The organism is Pseudomonas sp. SO81, assembly GCF_030374125.1.
GTDB lineage: Bacteria > Pseudomonadota > Gammaproteobacteria > Pseudomonadales > Pseudomonadaceae > Aquipseudomonas.
The window spans coordinates 107,704-125,215 of sequence record NZ_CP126126.1; the positions used below are offsets into that span (position 1 = coordinate 107,704).

16 protein-coding genes are annotated in these 17,512 nt (G+C 61.4%); 11 read left to right on the forward strand and 5 right to left on the reverse strand.

What is annotated here, in order from left to right:
- Nucleotides 1-86 precede the first annotated feature (86 nt).
- Entirely contained in the window at nt 87-2,609 is a 2,523-nt protein-coding gene (locus tag OH686_RS00525; protein WP_289535663.1) for a glycosyltransferase family 4 protein, read from the forward strand.
- Nucleotides 2,610-2,614: 5 nt separating this feature from the next.
- Nucleotides 2,615-3,952, forward strand: coding sequence for a sulfotransferase (locus OH686_RS00530; RefSeq protein WP_289535665.1), 1,338 nt, complete (start codon nt 2,615-2,617; stop codon nt 3,950-3,952).
- A 68-nt stretch (nt 3,953-4,020) separates the two neighbouring features.
- On the opposite strand, the gene OH686_RS00535 is transcribed toward OH686_RS00530, so the two are convergent.
- Complete coding sequence (locus OH686_RS00535) at nt 4,021-4,968, reverse strand: sulfotransferase family protein (protein WP_289535666.1); 948 nt, start codon at nt 4,966-4,968, stop codon at nt 4,021-4,023.
- A 395-nt stretch (nt 4,969-5,363) separates the two neighbouring features.
- Between OH686_RS00535 and OH686_RS00540 the strand changes: the two genes are divergently transcribed.
- From OH686_RS00540 to OH686_RS00560, 5 genes are all read left to right on the forward strand, one after another.
- Entirely contained in the window at nt 5,364-8,000 is a 2,637-nt protein-coding gene (locus tag OH686_RS00540; protein ID WP_289535668.1) for a hypothetical protein, read from the forward strand.
- Nucleotides 7,997-8,911 (forward strand): UbiA family prenyltransferase, encoded by a 915-nt coding sequence (locus tag OH686_RS00545; protein WP_289535669.1) that lies wholly within the window; start codon nt 7,997-7,999, stop codon nt 8,909-8,911. Before OH686_RS00540 ends, OH686_RS00545 begins: the two co-directional genes overlap by 4 nt.
- Nucleotides 8,912-8,974: 63 nt before the next feature.
- Nucleotides 8,975-9,946 (forward strand): glycosyltransferase, encoded by a 972-nt coding sequence (locus tag OH686_RS00550; protein WP_289535671.1) that lies wholly within the window; start codon nt 8,975-8,977, stop codon nt 9,944-9,946.
- Nucleotides 9,943-10,338 (forward strand): GtrA family protein, encoded by a 396-nt coding sequence (locus tag OH686_RS00555; protein ID WP_289535672.1) that lies wholly within the window; start codon nt 9,943-9,945, stop codon nt 10,336-10,338. Before OH686_RS00550 ends, OH686_RS00555 begins: the two co-directional genes overlap by 4 nt.
- Nucleotides 10,335-10,931, forward strand: coding sequence for a hypothetical protein (locus tag OH686_RS00560; protein WP_289535674.1), 597 nt, complete (start codon nt 10,335-10,337; stop codon nt 10,929-10,931). Before OH686_RS00555 ends, OH686_RS00560 begins: the two co-directional genes overlap by 4 nt.
- Before the next feature lie 105 nt (nt 10,932-11,036).
- Here the strand turns inward: OH686_RS00560 and OH686_RS00565 are convergent, their stop codons facing one another.
- Nucleotides 11,037-11,477: a thioesterase family protein gene (locus OH686_RS00565; protein WP_289535675.1), complete on the reverse strand. Its 441-nt coding sequence runs from the start codon at nt 11,475-11,477 to the stop codon at nt 11,037-11,039.
- A gap of 290 nt (nt 11,478-11,767) precedes the next feature.
- On the opposite strand from OH686_RS00565, the gene pyrF reads away from it, so the two are divergent.
- The 3 genes from pyrF to OH686_RS00580 all read left to right on the forward strand — a co-directional run bounded on the left by pyrF (nt 11,768) and on the right by OH686_RS00580 (nt 14,409).
- Nucleotides 11,768-12,463 carry an orotidine-5'-phosphate decarboxylase gene (gene pyrF, locus OH686_RS00570; RefSeq protein ID WP_289535677.1) on the forward strand — a complete coding sequence of 232 codons (696 nt, stop codon included), beginning with the start codon at nt 11,768-11,770 and terminating at the stop codon, nt 12,461-12,463.
- Between the two features lie 152 nt (nt 12,464-12,615).
- The gene (locus OH686_RS00575) at nt 12,616-13,377 is read left to right on the forward strand and encodes an SDR family oxidoreductase (RefSeq protein WP_289535678.1); all 762 of its coding nucleotides are present in this window, start codon (nt 12,616-12,618) and stop codon (nt 13,375-13,377) included.
- A gap of 135 nt (nt 13,378-13,512) precedes the next feature.
- Nucleotides 13,513-14,409 (forward strand): bile acid:sodium symporter family protein, encoded by an 897-nt coding sequence (locus OH686_RS00580; RefSeq protein ID WP_289535680.1) that lies wholly within the window; start codon nt 13,513-13,515, stop codon nt 14,407-14,409.
- 58 nt (nt 14,410-14,467) lie between these two features.
- Here OH686_RS00580 and OH686_RS00585 read toward each other — a convergent pair whose 3' ends face one another.
- Nucleotides 14,468-15,673, reverse strand: coding sequence for a benzoate/H(+) symporter BenE family transporter (locus tag OH686_RS00585; protein ID WP_289535681.1), 1,206 nt, complete (start codon nt 15,671-15,673; stop codon nt 14,468-14,470).
- Complete coding sequence (locus OH686_RS00590; protein ID WP_289535682.1) at nt 15,673-16,287, reverse strand: LysE family translocator; 615 nt, start codon at nt 16,285-16,287, stop codon at nt 15,673-15,675. The genes OH686_RS00585 and OH686_RS00590 overlap by 1 nt, the downstream gene beginning before the upstream one ends.
- A gap of 137 nt (nt 16,288-16,424) precedes the next feature.
- On the opposite strand from OH686_RS00590, the gene OH686_RS00595 reads away from it, so the two are divergent.
- Nucleotides 16,425-17,051: a hypothetical protein gene (locus OH686_RS00595; RefSeq protein WP_289535683.1), complete on the forward strand. Its 627-nt coding sequence runs from the start codon at nt 16,425-16,427 to the stop codon at nt 17,049-17,051.
- On the opposite strand, the gene OH686_RS00600 is transcribed toward OH686_RS00595, so the two are convergent.
- The gene (locus OH686_RS00600; protein ID WP_289535684.1) at nt 17,052-17,504 is read right to left on the reverse strand and encodes a MarR family winged helix-turn-helix transcriptional regulator; all 453 of its coding nucleotides are present in this window, start codon (nt 17,502-17,504) and stop codon (nt 17,052-17,054) included. It abuts the gene before it with no gap.
- Nucleotides 17,505-17,512: the final 8 nt, after the last annotated feature.

Genomic DNA, 17,512 nt, shown 5'->3' on the forward strand with positions numbered 1-17,512 from the left:
AGAGGCGCGGGAGCTCCATGAAAAGCTCTTGCAGCCGGTGCAACCGAAAATCAGTAGATATCTGTCATCGCTTCAACAGGCAACTTATGAGTCAGCCCACCGGTCATGACGTCTGTATCTTTACGGTCGTTTCCAACAACTATCTGCATTTTGCCAATACTCTCTTCGAGAGCCTGAGAGCGTACTGCCCAGACGCCGACTTGGTCCTGGGGTTATGCGACAGGAAGGTGGCAGATACCTGCTGCCCGATTGCCGAAGTCATCGACATTGCCGAACTGGATATCCCGGAGCTTGGCACTTTCATCTATCAGTACTCGATCCTGGAGCTGAACACCGCCATCAAGCCATATGTCATCGAATTGCTGATGAACCGCGGATACAAGAAAGTCATCTATTTCGACCCCGATATCCTCGTGTGCAGCACTCTGGGCCCCATGCTTGGCTTGCTGGATGATCACAATGTGCTGCTGACCCCGCACCTCACCGATTTGCTGGATGATGGTAGGTGGCCAACGGAGCTCAGCATTCTTCAGGCAGGCTCATACAATCTCGGTTTCATCGCACTGCGCACCTGCGACGAGACCCGCAAGCTGGTGAAGTGGTGGCAGGCCAAGCTTTACAAGGAGTGCGTGGTAGACCTGCCGCGCAACCTATTCGTCGACCAGAAATGGATGGACCTCGTGCCGTCGCTGTTCTCCGGGGTCTATATCAACCGGGACACCAGCTGGAATATCGCGTATTGGAATCTCGGCCAACGGTCCTTGGAGCTTGCCAGTGACGGAAGCTTCGAGGTCGATGGCAAACCGCTGGTCTTTTTCCATTTTTCCGGTTTTTCCATCGAGGCAAATACTCTCAGCAAGCACCAGAATCGCTTCGACAAAGGTTCTCGCGGGACACCTCTGCGCGAATTGTGCACTCGCTATGAGGAAACCCTGACGCGCAATGGCTTCGAGCGCTTCAACAATCTGCCTTACGCTTTCAGTCATTTTGCAGACGGCACCCAGGTCCCTGACAGTGCACGTCGCCTGATTCGTACCTGCGACGCCTTTGCCGGAGTCGACTTCTTCGATGGCAAGCAGTGCCCGCGTATCCATGAGGAGCTCAATCGTCTCGTACATTCGAAGAAAGGCGGCATCAGTCTCACGGCCTTGTCGCTGGCTCTCTGGGATTCCCGCGCCGATTTGCGTGACGCCTTCCCGGCCGTGGAGAGCGTCGACAGCTTCAGGTTTGCGGAGTGGCTCCTCGATACCGCGCCTCGCGAAGCAGGTTTCAGCGAGCTCTATTTGGCACCGGTTCGCGAGCAACTGGAGCGAGCCCGCAAGGCAGATGCGGCCCAGCCTAAGGCCCTCGGTGAGACACTGAAGAGCAAACTATTCCGAATGGTTTGGCAGCAGCGTCGCCGTGTTCCCCTGAAAATGCGCATCGCCCTGGCGCCGTATGCCGGATGGGCGCTGAAGCATGCGTATCCACGCTTACAGCAGCTGCCGCCCGAGCGCAGCAACGAGACGGGGATCAACCTCATCGGCTATCTCCATGCAGAAAGCGGTGTCGGGGAGGCGGCGCGTGCGTCTTTGCGCGCGTTGCGCCATTCGGGCCTGCCGTTCTCGCTGGTGGACTATCGACTCGGCAATGTCTCTCGCATGGGGGAAACGGTGCACGGTCATGGCGGCGCGTTCCGCTATCCGATCAATCTCGTTCATGTGAACGCGGACCAGAGCAAGATTGCCAGAGACCATTTGGGCAGCGAGCTTTTCCATGACCGCTACACCATCGGCTACTGGTACTGGGAGCTGCCGGTCTTTCCGGCGTTTCTGCATTTCGCCTACGATCAGGTGGACGAGATCTGGGTATCGACCGAGTACAACCGAGCTGCTATCTCTCGATACACGTGCAAGCCGGTGACCCTGATTCCGCCCGCAATCGAAGTAGTCATCGAGAAGCCGCTGAGCCGCAGCGAGCTTCACTTGGATGAGGGAGCTTTTCTCTTCCTGCATATGTCCGACACGCTCAGCATGCCTGAGCGCAAGAATCCGATCGGCGTCATCAGAGCGTTTCAGAAGGCCTTCCAAGACAAGCCCGAAGTCAACGTCAAGCTGGTCATCAAGCTATCCAATCTCGAGCGCCATCCGGCGCTGGCGGCAGAAGTCTACGCTGCCATGGAGCATGATACCCGCATCCAGCTGATCGGCGGCTATCTGGACCGCAATACGCTGAACAACCTGATCGAGGCCTGCGATTGCTACGTCAGCCTGCACCGCGCCGAAGGCTTCGGACTACCGATTGCGGAGGCCATGTATCTGGGCAAACCGGTCATTGCCACGCACTGGTCCGGGAATGTCGACTTCATGAACGATGGCAATTCCCTGCTGGTGCGCTACACGCTGGTGGAGCTCGAGCAGGACATTGGTCCCTACCAGAAGGGGCAAGTCTGGGCTGAGCCGGATATTGACGACGCGGCCGAAAAGATGCTCCGCGTCGTCGAAGATAGAGCACTGTCGCTTCAGTTGGGGCGAGCAGCGTTTGAGACTATCCGCAACGATTTCAGCCCGAGTCGCAGCGCCCAGCTAATCAACGCGCGTGCGACTGATATCAATCTCACGATCAACTGAGCCCCATGAGTACCGATTTGCTGTCTTTTGAGGTTCACAGCATAGAGCGTTTGGCTTTGCCGATAGAGGTGGAAGGTTTCAGCCTAGATGCGCCTAAAGCAAATACTACGAATGCAGGACACAGCCTGACCATTGCAGGATGGGCTGTTGGCCTAGCGCCCTATCTGGTGCCATCCATCGAGATCATGAATGGGGAGACTCTTCTCAAACGCATCCCTGTCCATGTCCCCAGACCGGACGTAGCTGCGCATCTTCAGAAAGAAGATTCAGTCGGAAGCACGTTTGGATTTCACGGCTTTATCGGCACCTTGGGTCTTCTCAAGAACGCGCATCTGGAAATTGTTCTTAACCTATATGACCCGCGCGATCAGAGCCGCAGAAAAGAAAAGGTGGCGGTCATTCATGGGCGGACGCGCAACAATATCCTGACGGACAGCAAGTACCAGCCCCTCATGCTCACTGCCATCGGCCGCAGTGGCACGACCCTGGTCATGCAGGTACTCAGTGAGCACCGCCAAGTTCTCACCGCCAATTTCTATCCCTACGAGGTGAAGCAGTCCGCCTACTGGATGCACCTGCTGAAGATTCTCAACGACCCGGCCGACTTCGATAATTCCTCGCATCCGGACAAGTTCGAAAGCAATCTCGGTCTGATCGGGCATAACCCATACAACCATCAGGAGTCCATGCGCCAGTTTCAAACGCCTGAGCGCTTTCGGGACTACTACGACAACCGGCTCCCTCGATCACTTATCGATTTTTCCGTTAGGCGTACGGATGAGTTCTACGAGCTCATCGCGGCCAGTGAAAAGAAGCCTGATGCCGTTTATTTTGCCGAGAAGTTTCTCCCGACTCACTTGCAGTCGATTTTCAATGATGTCTATAGATCGCCGAGGGAAATCCTCCTCACCAGGGACTTCCGCGACATGATCTGCTCGGCCCTGTCGTTCAATGAGAAACGCAATCGCCAGGCCTTTGGGCGAGAGCGCGCCGCCGATGATTTTGACTGGGTGCACAGGGTCTTCAGTACTGGGGCGAGGCGGGTTGTAGAGGCCTGGAATGACAGGAAGAATTCTGTCTTGCATGTCAGGTATGAGGATCTCGTTCTGGATCCTGTAGGTCAGTTGCAGAGGATCTTTAATTATCTCGAGATTGATGGATCCAATCGTTTGATGAGAACCATCAGGCAGAGAGTCTTCAACTCATCCTCGAGCAAGCATCATAAAACTTCGGAAAGCCCTGAAAGATCCATCGGACGATGGCGAGCCGACATGCCAGCAGACCTGCTGGAGTACTGTAACGCGAAGCTGTCGAGCGAGCTCAAGGCCTTTGGATACGAGTGAGGAATAGCTTGAGCGGAGATCAGCGTTCCTCAGCTGTTAGCCAAATTCCAGGGGGCACGCACTGCTGTTTACTCTCGCGCAATGCGCAGGCGTTGCTCGAATAGTTCGAGAGCTCCTGCGTATAGCTCGAGGTCGGCCGGCACCAGTTCCTCAATGAGCGATCTCAGTTCAGTCGACTCTCTCGCTACCGCTATAGGTCGGTAGTTGCCCTCGCTTTCGATCAGGTCAGACAGGACCATCTTGTGTGCTATCGAGTGAGGCCTGGGGATGCCGAGGCGAGCGAAGATCAGCTTGATCGACTCCTCGTACCGTTCCATGACACCAAAGGCTGCCAAGCCCGCAAGCTGCCCAAGCGCCTCCCTTCCAGCGCCCGATAGGTCGCGCAGAGATTGTTGCTCATCGACGGTCGGCCATATCTCTATGGGGAGCGAATCGACCAGTGCCCTGGTCATTCCATCTCTGATGTAGGGATGGTTTGTCACAAGGGGATGGCGGAAGAAATCTGCAACGTCGAGGTCGGATGCGAGCCCGGCAAGTACCCACTCATTGCGCTCGGCCACATCCGGGCGATGTGCTTTCAGGAAGTTATATAACGAGATCAGGCGCGACACGGGCTCGCGCAGGAAAGTCACTATTTGTTTTTCACCTGGTATGAGCTGGCAGGAAACCAGGTCGTAGTGGCCGGAGAAAAGGTGATAGTGGGCTAGCATTCCGGCCGGATGATTCTTAAGGCCATTGAATCTCTCCGGGCAGACCCGGTCTTCGGCGTAGAGGCTGGCCAGAAGATCATGAAAAGTCGTTCCCCCGGTCTTCGGGCTATGCACGAACACCAGGCGAGGGGCACTCAGGTCTTCCCAGCTCGGGAATGATATATCCGACGCGTCGGCTGCCGTGCGTGGATACAGTGCAGTGAACTCTGCGGATTCAAGCAGAGCCTTCCTGAACACGGAAAGGCTCTCATGTTGGCGGTGATGCTCGATGGCGCTCTCGTTCTCGGGGTGGCGCCCGAGAATCATCGAATATCCTGCAATCACATCTTCACGTGAAATCACCCGGCCAGGCCTCTCATTCAACACCCATCGATATATTCAGTAGGAATGTGCCTCGATCCAGGCGGTGAGGCTCAAGACTCGCTTGCAGCATCGCAGTTATACTCGCCGGCGCGTGAATGGCGGCGCACGCAGTATTCCTGTGCTTCGCCGGGTCGCGCCAGATCGAATTTGTCCAAGGCTCCGCCGACCTATGAGGTGCAGCGGTAGCTTACCGATTCTAGAAAGCGCGTTGGAGCCGTATGCAGGCAGTTGGGGAGGGGAGAGCGCCTCTTGCGGAAGCAGGAGTTTCATCGAACGCCTTTTATGGCTCACGGCGCCGGGATTTGGCGATCTGCTTGTTGCTTGGACTCGCCTTTTTCTTGATCTACAACGCCAACCTGAGGTCCATCGGTGGTGGCGATACCTATCCGGCGCGCTACCTTCCGCTGTCGATCTGGAAGCACCACAGCCTGACGCTGGACCCTATCGTATCCCTGGTAACACAGGGCCGGCCGGTTCCGACCGGGCAGGGCCAGTCGAATGCCGCATTCTGGGTGATCAAGAGCCCAAAGGGCAGCATCGTCTCGCTATATCCCATAGTGACGCCTGTGGTTGTCGCGCCACTTTACCTGCCGGCGGTGGCCTATCTCGACGCCAAGGGCTGGGATCCGCAGCGAGTCGATCATGTCGCACGGATCATGGAGAAGTTCTGTGCGTCGCTCGTGGCGACGCTGTCGGCGATGCTGCTCTACCTTCTGTTGCGCCGGCGTGGCCCGCCCCCTGTCGCGGCGTTGCTCACCGTCGCATATGCGTTGGGCACCACGACATGGGTTATCAGCAGCCAGGCACTGTGGTTGCACGGGCTCGGCGGACTGCTGGTTGTCGCAATGCTCTACCTGCTGACCGGGCCGTGCACACCACTGCGTGCGCTTTGGGCTGGCCTCTTCTGTGCGCTACTGGCCTGCAATCGACAGCCAGACGCTATCCTCGCGGCCGGTTTCGCGCTCTATGCAATCCGCTGGACGGGGCCCCGTTTCCCGCTATTCCTTGCTTCGGCCTTAGTGCCGGTCGGGCTTTTACTGGCCTATAACCTGTTCGTGGTGGGGCATATCTTCGGTGGCTATGGCCTGATGCCGACGCTGGACAGCAGAGTGGCGCAGTTCGGTGACGACGCACTATTCGGCGCCGGTGTGATGCTGTTCAGTCCGGTCTACGGTCTTTTCGTCTTTTCACCATTCCTGCTGTTCGTGCCGCTCTTCCTGGCTTCGGTGTTGCGCGACCGGAATTCGCGCAGCCTCACCCTGGTGATTGGCGGCGCTCTACTGTTGCAGGTGTTCTTCTACGGCGCGACGCATTGGGTGCAAGGACAGAGCTGGGGGCCTCGCTATCTCACAGAGTCGCTGCCGATCCTGATATGGATGCTGGTGCCAGTCTTCGAGCGCCTGCGCATCGCAGGCCGAGCCCTGTTCATCCTCGCCTGCATAGCCTCCGTGGCCATCCAGGCGGTAGGCGCCTTCTGCTACACAGGGCAGGCCCTGGGGGCTGCGGTGGCTGCCAAGGGGCCGGTGGTGAACCGCGATACATGGAAGCAACTGGTCTGGGATATCGACAACCTGCCTTTTTTTGCTGAACTGACGCACGGGCGAGTCGCCCCCGATTTCGGCATGCTGCGGGGGAATATCGATCTGGCCGAGGTACGCAACGAGGGCGACGGCAGGCGCATGGTTGTTGCCGGATGGGCGCTCATGGATGGCCGCACGCCCTCGGATGTCACGCTGATGGTGAATGGTCGCGTGATCGTTGGCACTGATCGCTTCTTCGAGCGCGCTGACGTGGTGCGTACACTCGGCGAACCCGCACTCAGCGGTTGGCAGATGACATTAGCCGTAGATGCTCTGGCACCCGGCAAACATGTGGTGGCAGCACTTGTGCGTGCTCATCCAGGCGGCCAGCATCGCCTGTTGGGTGTTCGCGAATTCACCATCGAGAACATCGATGCGAATCTCGCGGGAGCAGCACGGCGTGCGGCTGCGATTCTCGTCGAGCGCCAGGATCGCGCCGGTTATTGGCTCAGCGAGTTCTCCAAGACAACGCAGTTCGCGCCGCAAGGGCAGGAGCTGAATCTGTTTACCAACGCCGCCCTGATCGAGGCCATCGAGCCGGTGGCGCAGCAGAGCGGCCTCACCGGTCCGCTGGAGCGGGCACGCCAGTTCCTCATGAATCAGATCGAGGATGACGGCCTCGTGCGCTATCACGGTCGTCCCGACCTGCCGACGATGGGGGTGATGGGCTGCGTCATCACCCCAGACTCCGACGACACTGCGCTCGCGTGGCGAATTGCGCCGAGTGCCCGCTCGGAATTGCTGGTGCAGGCACTGTCCACGCTCAAGCAGTACCGCACGCCGGACGGTCTCTATCAGACCTGGCTGGCGCCAAGGGCGCGTTTCAGGTGCATCGACCCGGGTAGGGATCCGAATCCGCCCGATATCGGCATCCAGTTGCACGTATATCTGCTGTTGGCGCAGGAGGATCCGCCCGCGGCCCGTGCGCTGTGCACCGCATTACAGAGGCGCTCTGTCGACGAGTCGTTGTGGGTCTACTATCGCCTGGCGCCACCAATCGTTCTGCTGCGTCTGAATCGGGTGAGCAAGGCTGGCTGCCCGCTGCAGCTGCCTGCGGCGCGGCTGCAAACTACAGTCGCGGGCCAGGGCATCTGGATCGAGCTTCTGAACCATCTTGCTCATTTCGAGACAGGGGATGAGCCTGCCGCAGGCCAGCTTGAAGCCGTAGAGCTCTTGTTGAACAAGCTTGCCGCCAACAACTTCGCTGCGCTGAGGGGGGAGCCTCCGCTGCTCTACCACAACGATCTGAGTGCCTCCGTGAGCCGCTACTACTGGTCCGAGTCGTTTGGCTATGCCCTCTGGCTCAGGCTCTACTACGAGAGCGAGCGTGCACGATCCGCGGCGAATGCTGAGGGTGCCGCGCATGAGTCCGAGAAGGGCCGCGTCGGGCTATGAGCAATATCGCCACTACCAATCTCCGCTTCCAGTCGGTGCGGCGGTTGCTGCGGTTACTGTCCGCCATTCGTCTCGACGAAGTCTTGGTGTTGCAAGGTACTCCGCTGATAGGTGCGATCCTGGCACTCGATAGCCTGACTGTCGCCGACTGCATCAGGGCTGTCGTGTTCGGTTTGGGGAGCCTGTGCCTGGTGGGGCACGTGTTCGTGATAAACGATTGGGCCGGTATCGATGGTGACCTCCGGGACCCGCACCGCGCCACCCGGACATTCGCCACGCAGGGCGTGAGCCGTAGCGCCGTCGGACTCCTTGCCGCGGCGCTGCTGGGCATTACGCTGCTGTTGTTCGCGCTGCTGGGGGCGGCCTCGTTCGCCTTGGCAGTGGCCATCCTGGGGTTGAGCGCCCTCTATTCCGCCCCGGTGATCCATATGAAGGGGCGCCCGATTCTGGGCTCCGGCCTCCATCTCGTGGGTGGCACGCTGCATTTCCTGCTCGGTTACGCGACCTTTTCCGCAATCGATGCAGGCAGCATCGTCACCGGTTGCTTCTTCGGGCTGATCTTCGCAGCCGGCCACCTCATGCACGAGACCCGAGGCTACGAGGGCGACCGGCTCAATGGCATCCGCACCAATGCGGTCGCCTTCGGTCGGATGCGCAGCTTCGTCGCAGGTATGATCTTGTTCACTGTGGCCTATGGGCTATTGATCGCACTCGCTGTGTTCGGCCAGCTGCCGCGCCTTCTCGTGTTTGCCGTCGTGCTCTATCCGGTGCATCTGTATGCGTCCTGGCGAGCCGTGCGCGCCGGCCTCAGTGTCGAGAGCCTGCTCACCTACCAGAAATGCTATAGAGTGCTCTACGCCCTCATTGGCGCCATGCTAGTCGGGTCGGTCCTGTTTGATTGGGTGAGCTAGCCTTTCGGCCTTCAGGCCCGTTGTGATTTCACTTTCACGTCCTTCCACATCAACCCTGAGCACATGCAACCCAATTCCCCCAGCCTCGTCGTAGTAACCCCGGTCTTCGAGGATGCAGAGGCTTCTGCCCGCCTATTCGAAGAGCTGTCCGCGGCTTTCGGCCAGCAGGTATACGTGGTGGCCGTAGACGACGGTTCGGTGCGGCACCCGGTCGACCTCGGGAAGCTGAATGCCGCCGGACTCCGCGGGACGGTCATTCGCCTGCGTCGCAATGTCGGCCATCAGCGCGCCATCGCGCTTGGCATCAGCTATGTGGCGGAGCATATGGGCACCGCGCAGGTCGTGGTCATGGATTCTGACGGAGAGGATCTGCCGGCATCCATTCCGGAACTGCTCAACGCACTGGACTCGCCCGATGTGGATCTGGTCGTCGCCCAGCGCAAGACCCGGGTCGAAACGCTGCGTTTCAAGGCCTTCTATTTCTTCTACAAGTGGCTGTTCAAGGTACTGACCGGGCGCCAGATCAGCTTTGGCAATTTCATGGCGCTCAAGCCGGCGGCCGTGAAGAGGCTCGCTGCTATGCAGGAGCTCTGGACCCACGTCGCCAGTTGTGTGCTGGGTTCGCGGCTGCGGATCCGTACCTGTGCACTTGATCGCGGTCCGCGCTATGCCGGCCAGAGCAAGATGGATTTTGTGGGACTCGTGTTGCACGGCTTTCGTGGCGTGATGGTCTTCGCCGAAGACGTGCTGGTGCGCGTCGGAATCGCCTCGGCGCTGATCGCCATGCTGGCACTGGTCGCAGGCCTGGCGACAGTGGTTCTCAAGGTGTCGGGATTCGCGACCCCCGGCTGGTTCTCGGTAGCGCTTGGCATCCTGGCGCTGATGTTCCTCCAGACAGGTTCCCTGGCCCTGATCAGCCTCATGCTCACCGGTGTCAGCAAGTCCGGCGCGCTCGTGCATATTCCCTATGCACAGTTCATCGAGCGCATCGAACACAGTGCGTCATCACAGGCACGCAAAGACGGCGACCAATGAGCACAGAGTCGCGCGCCGCCGAGGTTGGTCGCTTCGTCATAAACGGCCTGTTCGCCACCGCAGTTCACTACGCCGTCTTTAGTTTCAACCTGCGGGTGCTTGAGATGCCTTCGGCAGGCCTGGCCAATTTCTTTGCCGCGTGGTTCGGTATTGCGGCGTCCTTCATCGGCAGCCGCTATTTCGTTTTTCGTCGCGTTGGCGAGCCTTTGTGGCAGCAGGCCATGCGCTTTCTCACGTCCTACGCTGCGATTGCCTGCCTGCACGGGCTTCTGCTCTATGCCTGGACCGATCGACTGCACCTGGACTACACCGTCGGCCTCATTCTCGCCGCGATGATGCAGGCCGTGCTGAGCTATCTGGGCAACAGATTGTTGGTTTTCAAGGCAGCATGAAGATCGCACGATTCCTCGCCGCTTCCCTGGCTTTTCTGGCACTCGCCTGCCTGATCTACTGGATCCATGCCGGCTTCTTCAGGGTCGATGTGGTTTTCTACAGCGCCCTCTTCGATGGTGTGCTTGCCGTTTTGATCGCCGGTCTCGCCATCTGGCGTTTACATGTATTCGCCATCTTTGGCGCCTTCGAGAAACTGCAGATGGTTCTCATCTGGCTGCTGACGGCCTACGGGCTCGCCATCTCGGTACCTACCGTGCTCGATCGGTCATTATCGTTCTACGTACTCGAGAAGCTGCAGCAGCGCGGAGGGGGTATTCAGCAGAGCCGCTTCGCCGAAATCTTCACGCAGGAGTATCTCAAGGAGCATCGGCTGGTCGACGTACGTCTGACCGAGCAGCTTCAGTCGGGCACCATCCGCATCGAGAACGGTTGTGTTCATCTGACGCCCAAGGGCGACAGGCTGGCGAGCTTCAGCCGTTTCTTTCGTGCCCATCTGTTGCCCAAGCAGAGACTCTTGCTCGACAGCTATGGCGACGACCTTGTCGATCCGTTCCGTCACAGCACCACAACGGTCGACTACCTCTGTCGGTGATCTGTGCTAGACGGACGAGCGCCAAGATCGAAAGCCGGCGTGCTTGTCTCCGGCGTGAGAGCAGGCTCTGGATGGAATCCGCGGGGCATCTATTGCCCGAATTCGCTAATCCAGGCAATTGACCTCTGGAAAGGTCGCTCGGAAGGCCTCCGGCATCGGCACCACCTTGTTCTGCTGGTAGTCGAAGAACACGAAGCCGGACTTAGCCAATGCGATTAGGGTGCTGTCCGCTGGGCGGGTGATGCGGAAGATGATGTCGCCGCCGTAGCGATTGAAGTCCATGACGCCGACCTCGAACAGCAACTGGTCGCGGGAGTGCGACTCGGCGCGGTACATGGTGGCCAGGTCGGTGACGATGATGCCGTTCGCCTGGTCGGCCTCGCGGATGCCGAAGTCGTAGAGGAAACGGGCGCGGGCCTCGGAGATCATCGAGATCATGGCGTCGTTGCCCAGGTGGTTGCTGGCGTTGATGTCGGTGCTGCGCACGGTCATGTGGGTGCTGTAGCAGAACTGTTGCTGGGAGAAATCGAGCTGGAGACGGGCCATGACTGCTGCCTGGTCTGGAGGAAGAGGGGCGCCAGTCTACCGCCGGCCTTGCGGTAAGGAAGCATTGCGGGGATGAATGAGGCGAGTGGCCTTGTTTTGCTGCAAGTGGTCGGGTCAGCCTGGTGATGCTGGTGGCGATCCTTTTTTTGATCTGCCGGAATGCCTGGCCCGTGCAGCCGGTCTGCGCGACAGGAGGTTCGGGCCTGATCGCCGGCACTGGACGAGGTGATCTGACCGCGGCGGGCGGCTTCCGCTACAATGCCGCGGTTTTCGATTCCTGCGAGCCCGCCATGTCCTGCCAGACCCCGATCATCGTTGCCCTCGACTTCCCCTCCCGTGACGCCGCCCTGGCCCTGGCCGAGCGGCTGGACCCCAAGTTGTGCCGGGTCAAGGTCGGCAAGGAGCTGTTCACCCGCAGCGGTCCGGCGGTGGTCGAGGCCCTGCAGGCCAAGGGCTTCGAGGTGTTCCTCGATCTGAAATTCCACGACATCCCCAACACCACTGCGATGGCGGTCAAGGCCGCCGCCGAGCTGGGTGTGTGGATGGTCAACGTGCACTGCTCGGGCGGCCTGCGCATGATGGCGGCCTGCCGCGAGGAGCTGGACAAGCTGGCCGGCGCCAAGCCGCTGCTGATCGGCGTGACCGTGCTGACCAGCATGGAGCAGTCCGATCTGGCCGGTATCGGCCTGGACGTGGCGCCCCAGGAGCAGGTGCTGCGCCTGGCCGCGCTGGCCGCCGAGGCGCGCCTGGATGGCCTGGTGTGCTCCGCCCAGGAAGCCCCGGCGCTGAAGATCGCCCAGCCGGCCCTGCAGCTGGTCACCCCAGGCATCCGCCCGGCCGGCAGCTCCATCGACGACCAGAAGCGCATTCTCACTCCGGCCAAGGCCATGGCTGCCGGCTCCGACTTCCTGGTGATCGGCCGGCCGATCAGCCAGGCCGCCGACCCGGCCAAGGCCCTGGCCGATATCGTCGCCGAACTGGGCTGAGCCCGGCCCGGTTGCATCCAGAAGAGTGATGGGAGGCCCGGTGCCTTCATCATTCCTTTGGATGATCCTGCACATCGCCCCCTGATAGTGCTGCTCGCCGTCGCCGGCGCTGGCTAGACTCCGCTCACTTCAACTCCTGCGAGGATGCAGAAATGAGCATGACCTTCTCCGGCAAAGTAGCCCTGGTGACCGGCGGTGCCGCCGGTATCGGCCGCGCCACCGCCCAGGCCTTCGCGGCCGAGGGCCTGCAGGTGGTGGTGTCCGACGTCGACGTGAGCGGCGGTGAAGGCACCGTGCAGCTGATCCGCGATGCCGGCGGCGAAGCGGTGTTCGTGCGTTGCGACGTGACCCGCGATGCCGAGGTCAAGGCGCTGATGGAACAGGTGATCGCCAGCTTCGGTCGCCTCGACTACGCCTTCAACAACGCCGGCATCGAGATCGAGAAGGGCAAGCTGGCCGACGGCGATGAGGCGGAGTTCGACGCCATCATGGGCGTCAACGTCAAGGGCGTGTGGCTGTGCATGAAGCACCAGCTGCCGCTGCTGCTGGCCCAGGGTGGCGGCGCCATCGTCAACACCGCCTCGGTCGCCGGCCTCGGCGCCGCTCCGAAGATGAGCATCTACGCCGCCTCCAAGCACGCGGTGATCGGCCTGACCAAGTCCGCGGCCGTCGAGTACGGCAAGAAGAAGATTCGCGTCAACGCCGTGTGCCCGGCGGTGATCGACACCGATATGTGGCGCCGCGCCGCCGAATCCGACCCGAAGAAGGCCGAGTTCGTCGCCGGCATGCACCCGGTTGGGCGCATCGGCAAGGTCGAGGAAATCGCCGCGGCGGTGCTCTATCTGTGCTGCGATGCAGCGGCCTTCACCACCGGCCACTCACTGGCCGTGGATGGCGGGGCTACCGCGATCTGATGAGAAAGGGCGCCGCGAGGCGCCCTTTTTGCATTCTGTAACGACATCCCCGGCCTTTGGCTTAAAAAGCCAGTTACAAGGCCTGGCCGGCTCGTCAAGAATCGCAGGGCTAGTTCGTTCTGGAGAACAATAACAATGACAGCAAGTGCCTTGACCACCACCTTCCTCCCCATTGCCCTGGGCATCATCATGCTCGGCCTGGGGTTGTCGCTGACCCTGGCGGACTTCGCCCGGGTGGTGAAATTCCCCAAACCCGTGCTGATCGGCCTGGGCTGCCAGCTGCTCCTGTTGCCGCTGGTGTGCTTCCTGATCGCCAAGGGCTTTGGCCTGGCCCCGGCCCTGGCCGTGGGTCTGATGCTGCTGGCCGCATCCCCCGGCGGCACCTCGGCCAACCTCTACAGCCACCTGGCCCACGGTGACGTGGCGCTAAACGTGACGCTGACCGCGGTCAACTCGGTGGTGGCCATCCTGACCATGCCCTTCATCGTCAACCTGTCGCTGGCCCACTTCATGGAAGGCGACCAGGCCATTCCGCTGCAGTTCGCCAAGGTGGTGCAGGTGTTCGCCATCGTCCTTGGCCCGGTGGCCATCGGCATGGTCATCCGCAAGCTGGCGCCGGGCTTCGCTAACGCCATGGAGAAGCCGGTGAAGATCATCTCCGCGCTGTTCCTGCTGCTGGTGATCGTGCTGGCCTTCGTCAAGGATTGGCAGACGGTGGTGGACTATGCCCCGGTGGTGGGCCTGGCCGCGCTGCTGTTCAACCTGATCAGCCTGGCCGTTGGCTACGGCGTGCCGCGCCTGATGAAGCTGCCGCGCCGTCAGGCGGTGGCCATCGGCATGGAGATCGGCATCCACAACGGCACCCTGGCCATCGCCCTGGCGCTGAGCCCGATGCTGCTGAACAACGCCACCATGGCCGTACCGGCGGCGATCTACAGCTTCATCATGTTCTTCACCGCCGCCGCCTTCGGCTGGTGGGTCAACTTCGCCCATGGCAAGGAGCTGGCGGCCGAGGAAGTCCAGGCGGCCTGATCCGCTGCCGCATGAAAAAGCCCGGGACTTGCCCGGGCTTTTTCGTTTCTGCCGCGACTCAGCGCTTGCGCCAGTTGAGGATCAGCAGGGTAACGGCGCCACCGACCAGGCCCCAGAAGGCCGAGCCTATGCCCAGCAGGCTCATGCCCGAAGCGGTGATCATGAAGGTGATCAGCGCGGCGTCGCGCTCGGCCGGCTCATTCATTGCCTGGGCCAGGCCGTTGCCGATGGAACCGAGCAGGGCCAGCGCCGCAATTGACAGGATCAGGGCGCTGGGCAGGGTGGTGAACAGCGCGGCCAGGGTGGCGGCGAAGATTCCGGCGATACCGCAGAACACGCCGTTCCACAGGGCAGCGGTGTAGCGCTTGCGCTTGTCCTCGTGGGCCTCGGCGCCGGTGCAGATGGCGGCGCTGATGGCGGCCAGGTTGATGCCGTGGGAACCGAACGGCGCCAGCAGCAACGAGGCGATGCCGGTGGTGGCGATCAGCGGCGAAGGCGGCACGTGATAGCCGTCGGCACGCAGTACCGCGAGGCCCGGGATGTTCTGCGAGGCCATGGCCACCACGAACAGCGGAAGGCCGATGCTGATGGCTGCGCCGAAGGAGAAGCTCGGCGTGGTCCACACCGGTACCGCCACTTCCAGCTTGAGCTGGCTGAAATCCAGCATGCCCAATGCCGCGGCCATCACTGCGCCGACGAGCAGTGCGGCGAGCACCGCGTAGCGCGGCGCCAGGCGCTTGCCGAGCAGGAAGGTGAAGAACATCGCCAGTACCAGCGCGGTGCTGGTCTGCGCGGCGACGAAGATCTCGCTGCCGATGCGGAACAGAATGCCGGCCAGCAAGGCCGCTGCCAGCGAGCCGGGCAGGTAGCGCATGACCCTCTCGAAGGCGCCGGACAGGCCGATCAGGCTGAGCAGCACGGCGCAGACCACGAAGGCACCGATGGCTTCCGGATAGCTCACGCCGGGCATGCTGGTGATCAGCAGGGCCGCGCCCGGCGTCGACCAGGCCACCACCACGGGCGTGCGGTAGCGCAGCGACAGGGCGATGGTGCAGATGGCCATGCCGATCGACAGTGCCCACAGCCAGGAGGAAATCTGCGCGGCGCTGAGCCCGGCGGCCTGGCCGGCCTGGAACATCAGCACCAGCGAGCTGGTGTAGCCGGTGAGCGCCGAGACGAAGCCGGCCACCACGGCGGAGGGCGCGGAGTCGGCGAGGGGGCGCAGGCGACGCGAGGTATCCATGGCTTCCGTGACGTTGCTCATCAGAAGGTTCCCTTGACGTCGATCAGGATAGGGTAGAGCGAGGCCACAAGCAGCAAGGCCATACCGATGTTGAAGGCGCGCAGCACACGCGGTTTGTCCAGCCAGCGGCGCAGCAGGCTGCCTGCCACCGTCCACAGGCCCACGCTGGGGCAGTTGACCAGGGCGAACAGCGCGGCGATCAGCAGCACGTTGACCAGGAAGCCGTCCTGCGGGGTGTAGGTGGTGATGGCGCCGATGGCCATGATCCAGGCCTTGGGATTGACCCACTGGAAGGCCGCCGCCTGAAGAAAGGTGAACGGCTTGCCGGCGGCCTTGCCGCTCGCATCTGGGGCGCCTGCACCGGCGATCTTCCAGGCCAGGTAGAGCAGGTAGGCGGCGCCGGCGTAGCGCAGCGCTGTGTACAGAGGCGGGAACTGTTCGAACAGCTGGCCCAGACCCAGGCCGACGGCTGCCACCAGCACCATGAAGCCCAGGCTGATGCCGAGCATGTGCGGCACGCTGCGGCGCACGCCGAAGTTCACCCCGGAGGCGAGCAGCATCATGTTGTTCGGGCCGGGAGTCACCGAGGTGACGAAGGCGAAGAGTATGAAGGCGATCAGCAGTTCCGGGGTCATGGCAGTTCTCCGTGGATGCTGGCAGCCTATGCGCAGCCCGCCCGGGCGTCGCGATACAGCGGCACCGACAATCGTCGGTACAGTTTCGAATGGCTGTTCGGGCGAAGGAGACTGTTCCATTACTCAAGGAAATTGCCATGGATTCGAACAATCCTTATGCCGCCCCCACGGTGGAGCTGATCGACGCGCAGGCGCCGCGGAGCCTGCCGGGTTGGAGCCCGGGCAAGCTGCAGCTGCTCGGCTGGCTGAGTTTGATCTATTTGCTGGCGACTCTGGTGGTGCTCGGCCTGGCCTTCATCGAGGATCTGGCCATGCTGGGTGACGTACTGGGCGTGGCCAGCACTCTGCTGGGCTGCTACCTGGCGTTGCGTCTCAAGGCCTTCGTCGAGTCGCGCTTCTCCGCTCATGGTCTGGCCAGGCCTGTGTGGCTGAGCATACTGCTCAGTGTGGTGCTGGAGGCTATCAATCTGTATTGGCGCGGAGACGAACTGGGTGTGGGTTTTACTCCTCAGGCAGTGTTCTATTTCGGTCTGGCAGCGCTGCTCGGGCTGGCCATTCTGTGGTTGGGTATCGTGCTGCTCAAGTTGGAGAACGCCTATCCGGTCCTGCGCGTGCTGGCCTGGCTAAACATTGCTGCGGGTGTGCTAATGGCTTCGGTCCTCCTGTTCCTGGTCGGCATACTGCCTCTCCTGGCAGCCATGGTCGCCGCGGCCTTGGTGTTCTTCCGTGGCGCCAAGGAGCTCGAAGGCAGCCAGGCCGCCTGATCAATCCTCGCCGCCCGCCTGGCGGGCCTTGCCCAGGGCCTGGTTGATTGCCAGCCAGGCCTGCACGGCCGGTTCGCCGGCCTCCTTGAATACTTTCGCCAGCAGCCGCGACTGTTCGTGGCGCAGCGCCTGTTCCAGCTTGGCGCCCTCGACGGTGAGGCCGAGCTGGCGTTTGCGCTTGTCGTCGCTGGCGGCCACGCACTCCACCATCGACATTTCCTGCAGTTGCCGCAGCGGCGTGTTCAGCGCCTGCTTGGTCACGCCCAGGTAGCCGAGCAGCTCCTTCACGCTCAGCCCGGGGTGGCGAGCAATGAAGAACAGGATGCGGTGATGCACGCGCGACAGACCGCGGCGCGCCAGCATCTCGTCGGGCTTGGCGGTGAAGGCCTGGTAGCCGAAGAAGAAGGCTTCCATGGCGGCTTGCTGGGAACTCGGCTTTTTCAGGTCAAGCATATTGACGT

Bases quoted from the DNA above. Each gene is read 5' to 3' on its own strand.
- OH686_RS00525 (WP_289535663.1), top strand. From the start codon at position 87: ATGAGTCAGCCCACCGGTCATGACGTCTGTATCTTTACGGTCGTTTCC.
- OH686_RS00530 (WP_289535665.1), top strand. From the start codon at position 2,615: ATGAGTACCGATTTGCTGTCTTTTGAGGTTCACAGCATAGAGCGTTTG.
- OH686_RS00535 (WP_289535666.1), bottom strand. From the start codon at position 4,968: ATGATTCTCGGGCGCCACCCCGAGAACGAGAGCGCCATCGAGCATCAC.
- OH686_RS00545 (WP_289535669.1), top strand. From the start codon at position 7,997: ATGAGCAATATCGCCACTACCAATCTCCGCTTCCAGTCGGTGCGGCGG.
- OH686_RS00550 (WP_289535671.1), top strand. From the start codon at position 8,975: ATGCAACCCAATTCCCCCAGCCTCGTCGTAGTAACCCCGGTCTTCGAG.
- OH686_RS00555 (WP_289535672.1), top strand. From the start codon at position 9,943: ATGAGCACAGAGTCGCGCGCCGCCGAGGTTGGTCGCTTCGTCATAAAC.
- OH686_RS00560 (WP_289535674.1), top strand. From the start codon at position 10,335: ATGAAGATCGCACGATTCCTCGCCGCTTCCCTGGCTTTTCTGGCACTC.
- OH686_RS00565 (WP_289535675.1), bottom strand. From the start codon at position 11,477: ATGGCCCGTCTCCAGCTCGATTTCTCCCAGCAACAGTTCTGCTACAGC.
- pyrF (WP_289535677.1), top strand. From the start codon at position 11,768: ATGTCCTGCCAGACCCCGATCATCGTTGCCCTCGACTTCCCCTCCCGT.
- OH686_RS00575 (WP_289535678.1), top strand. From the start codon at position 12,616: ATGAGCATGACCTTCTCCGGCAAAGTAGCCCTGGTGACCGGCGGTGCC.
- OH686_RS00580 (WP_289535680.1), top strand. From the start codon at position 13,513: ATGACAGCAAGTGCCTTGACCACCACCTTCCTCCCCATTGCCCTGGGC.
- OH686_RS00585 (WP_289535681.1), bottom strand. From the start codon at position 15,673: ATGAGCAACGTCACGGAAGCCATGGATACCTCGCGTCGCCTGCGCCCC.
- OH686_RS00590 (WP_289535682.1), bottom strand. From the start codon at position 16,287: ATGACCCCGGAACTGCTGATCGCCTTCATACTCTTCGCCTTCGTCACC.
- OH686_RS00595 (WP_289535683.1), top strand. From the start codon at position 16,425: ATGGATTCGAACAATCCTTATGCCGCCCCCACGGTGGAGCTGATCGAC.
- OH686_RS00600 (WP_289535684.1), bottom strand. From the start codon at position 17,504: ATGCTTGACCTGAAAAAGCCGAGTTCCCAGCAAGCCGCCATGGAAGCC.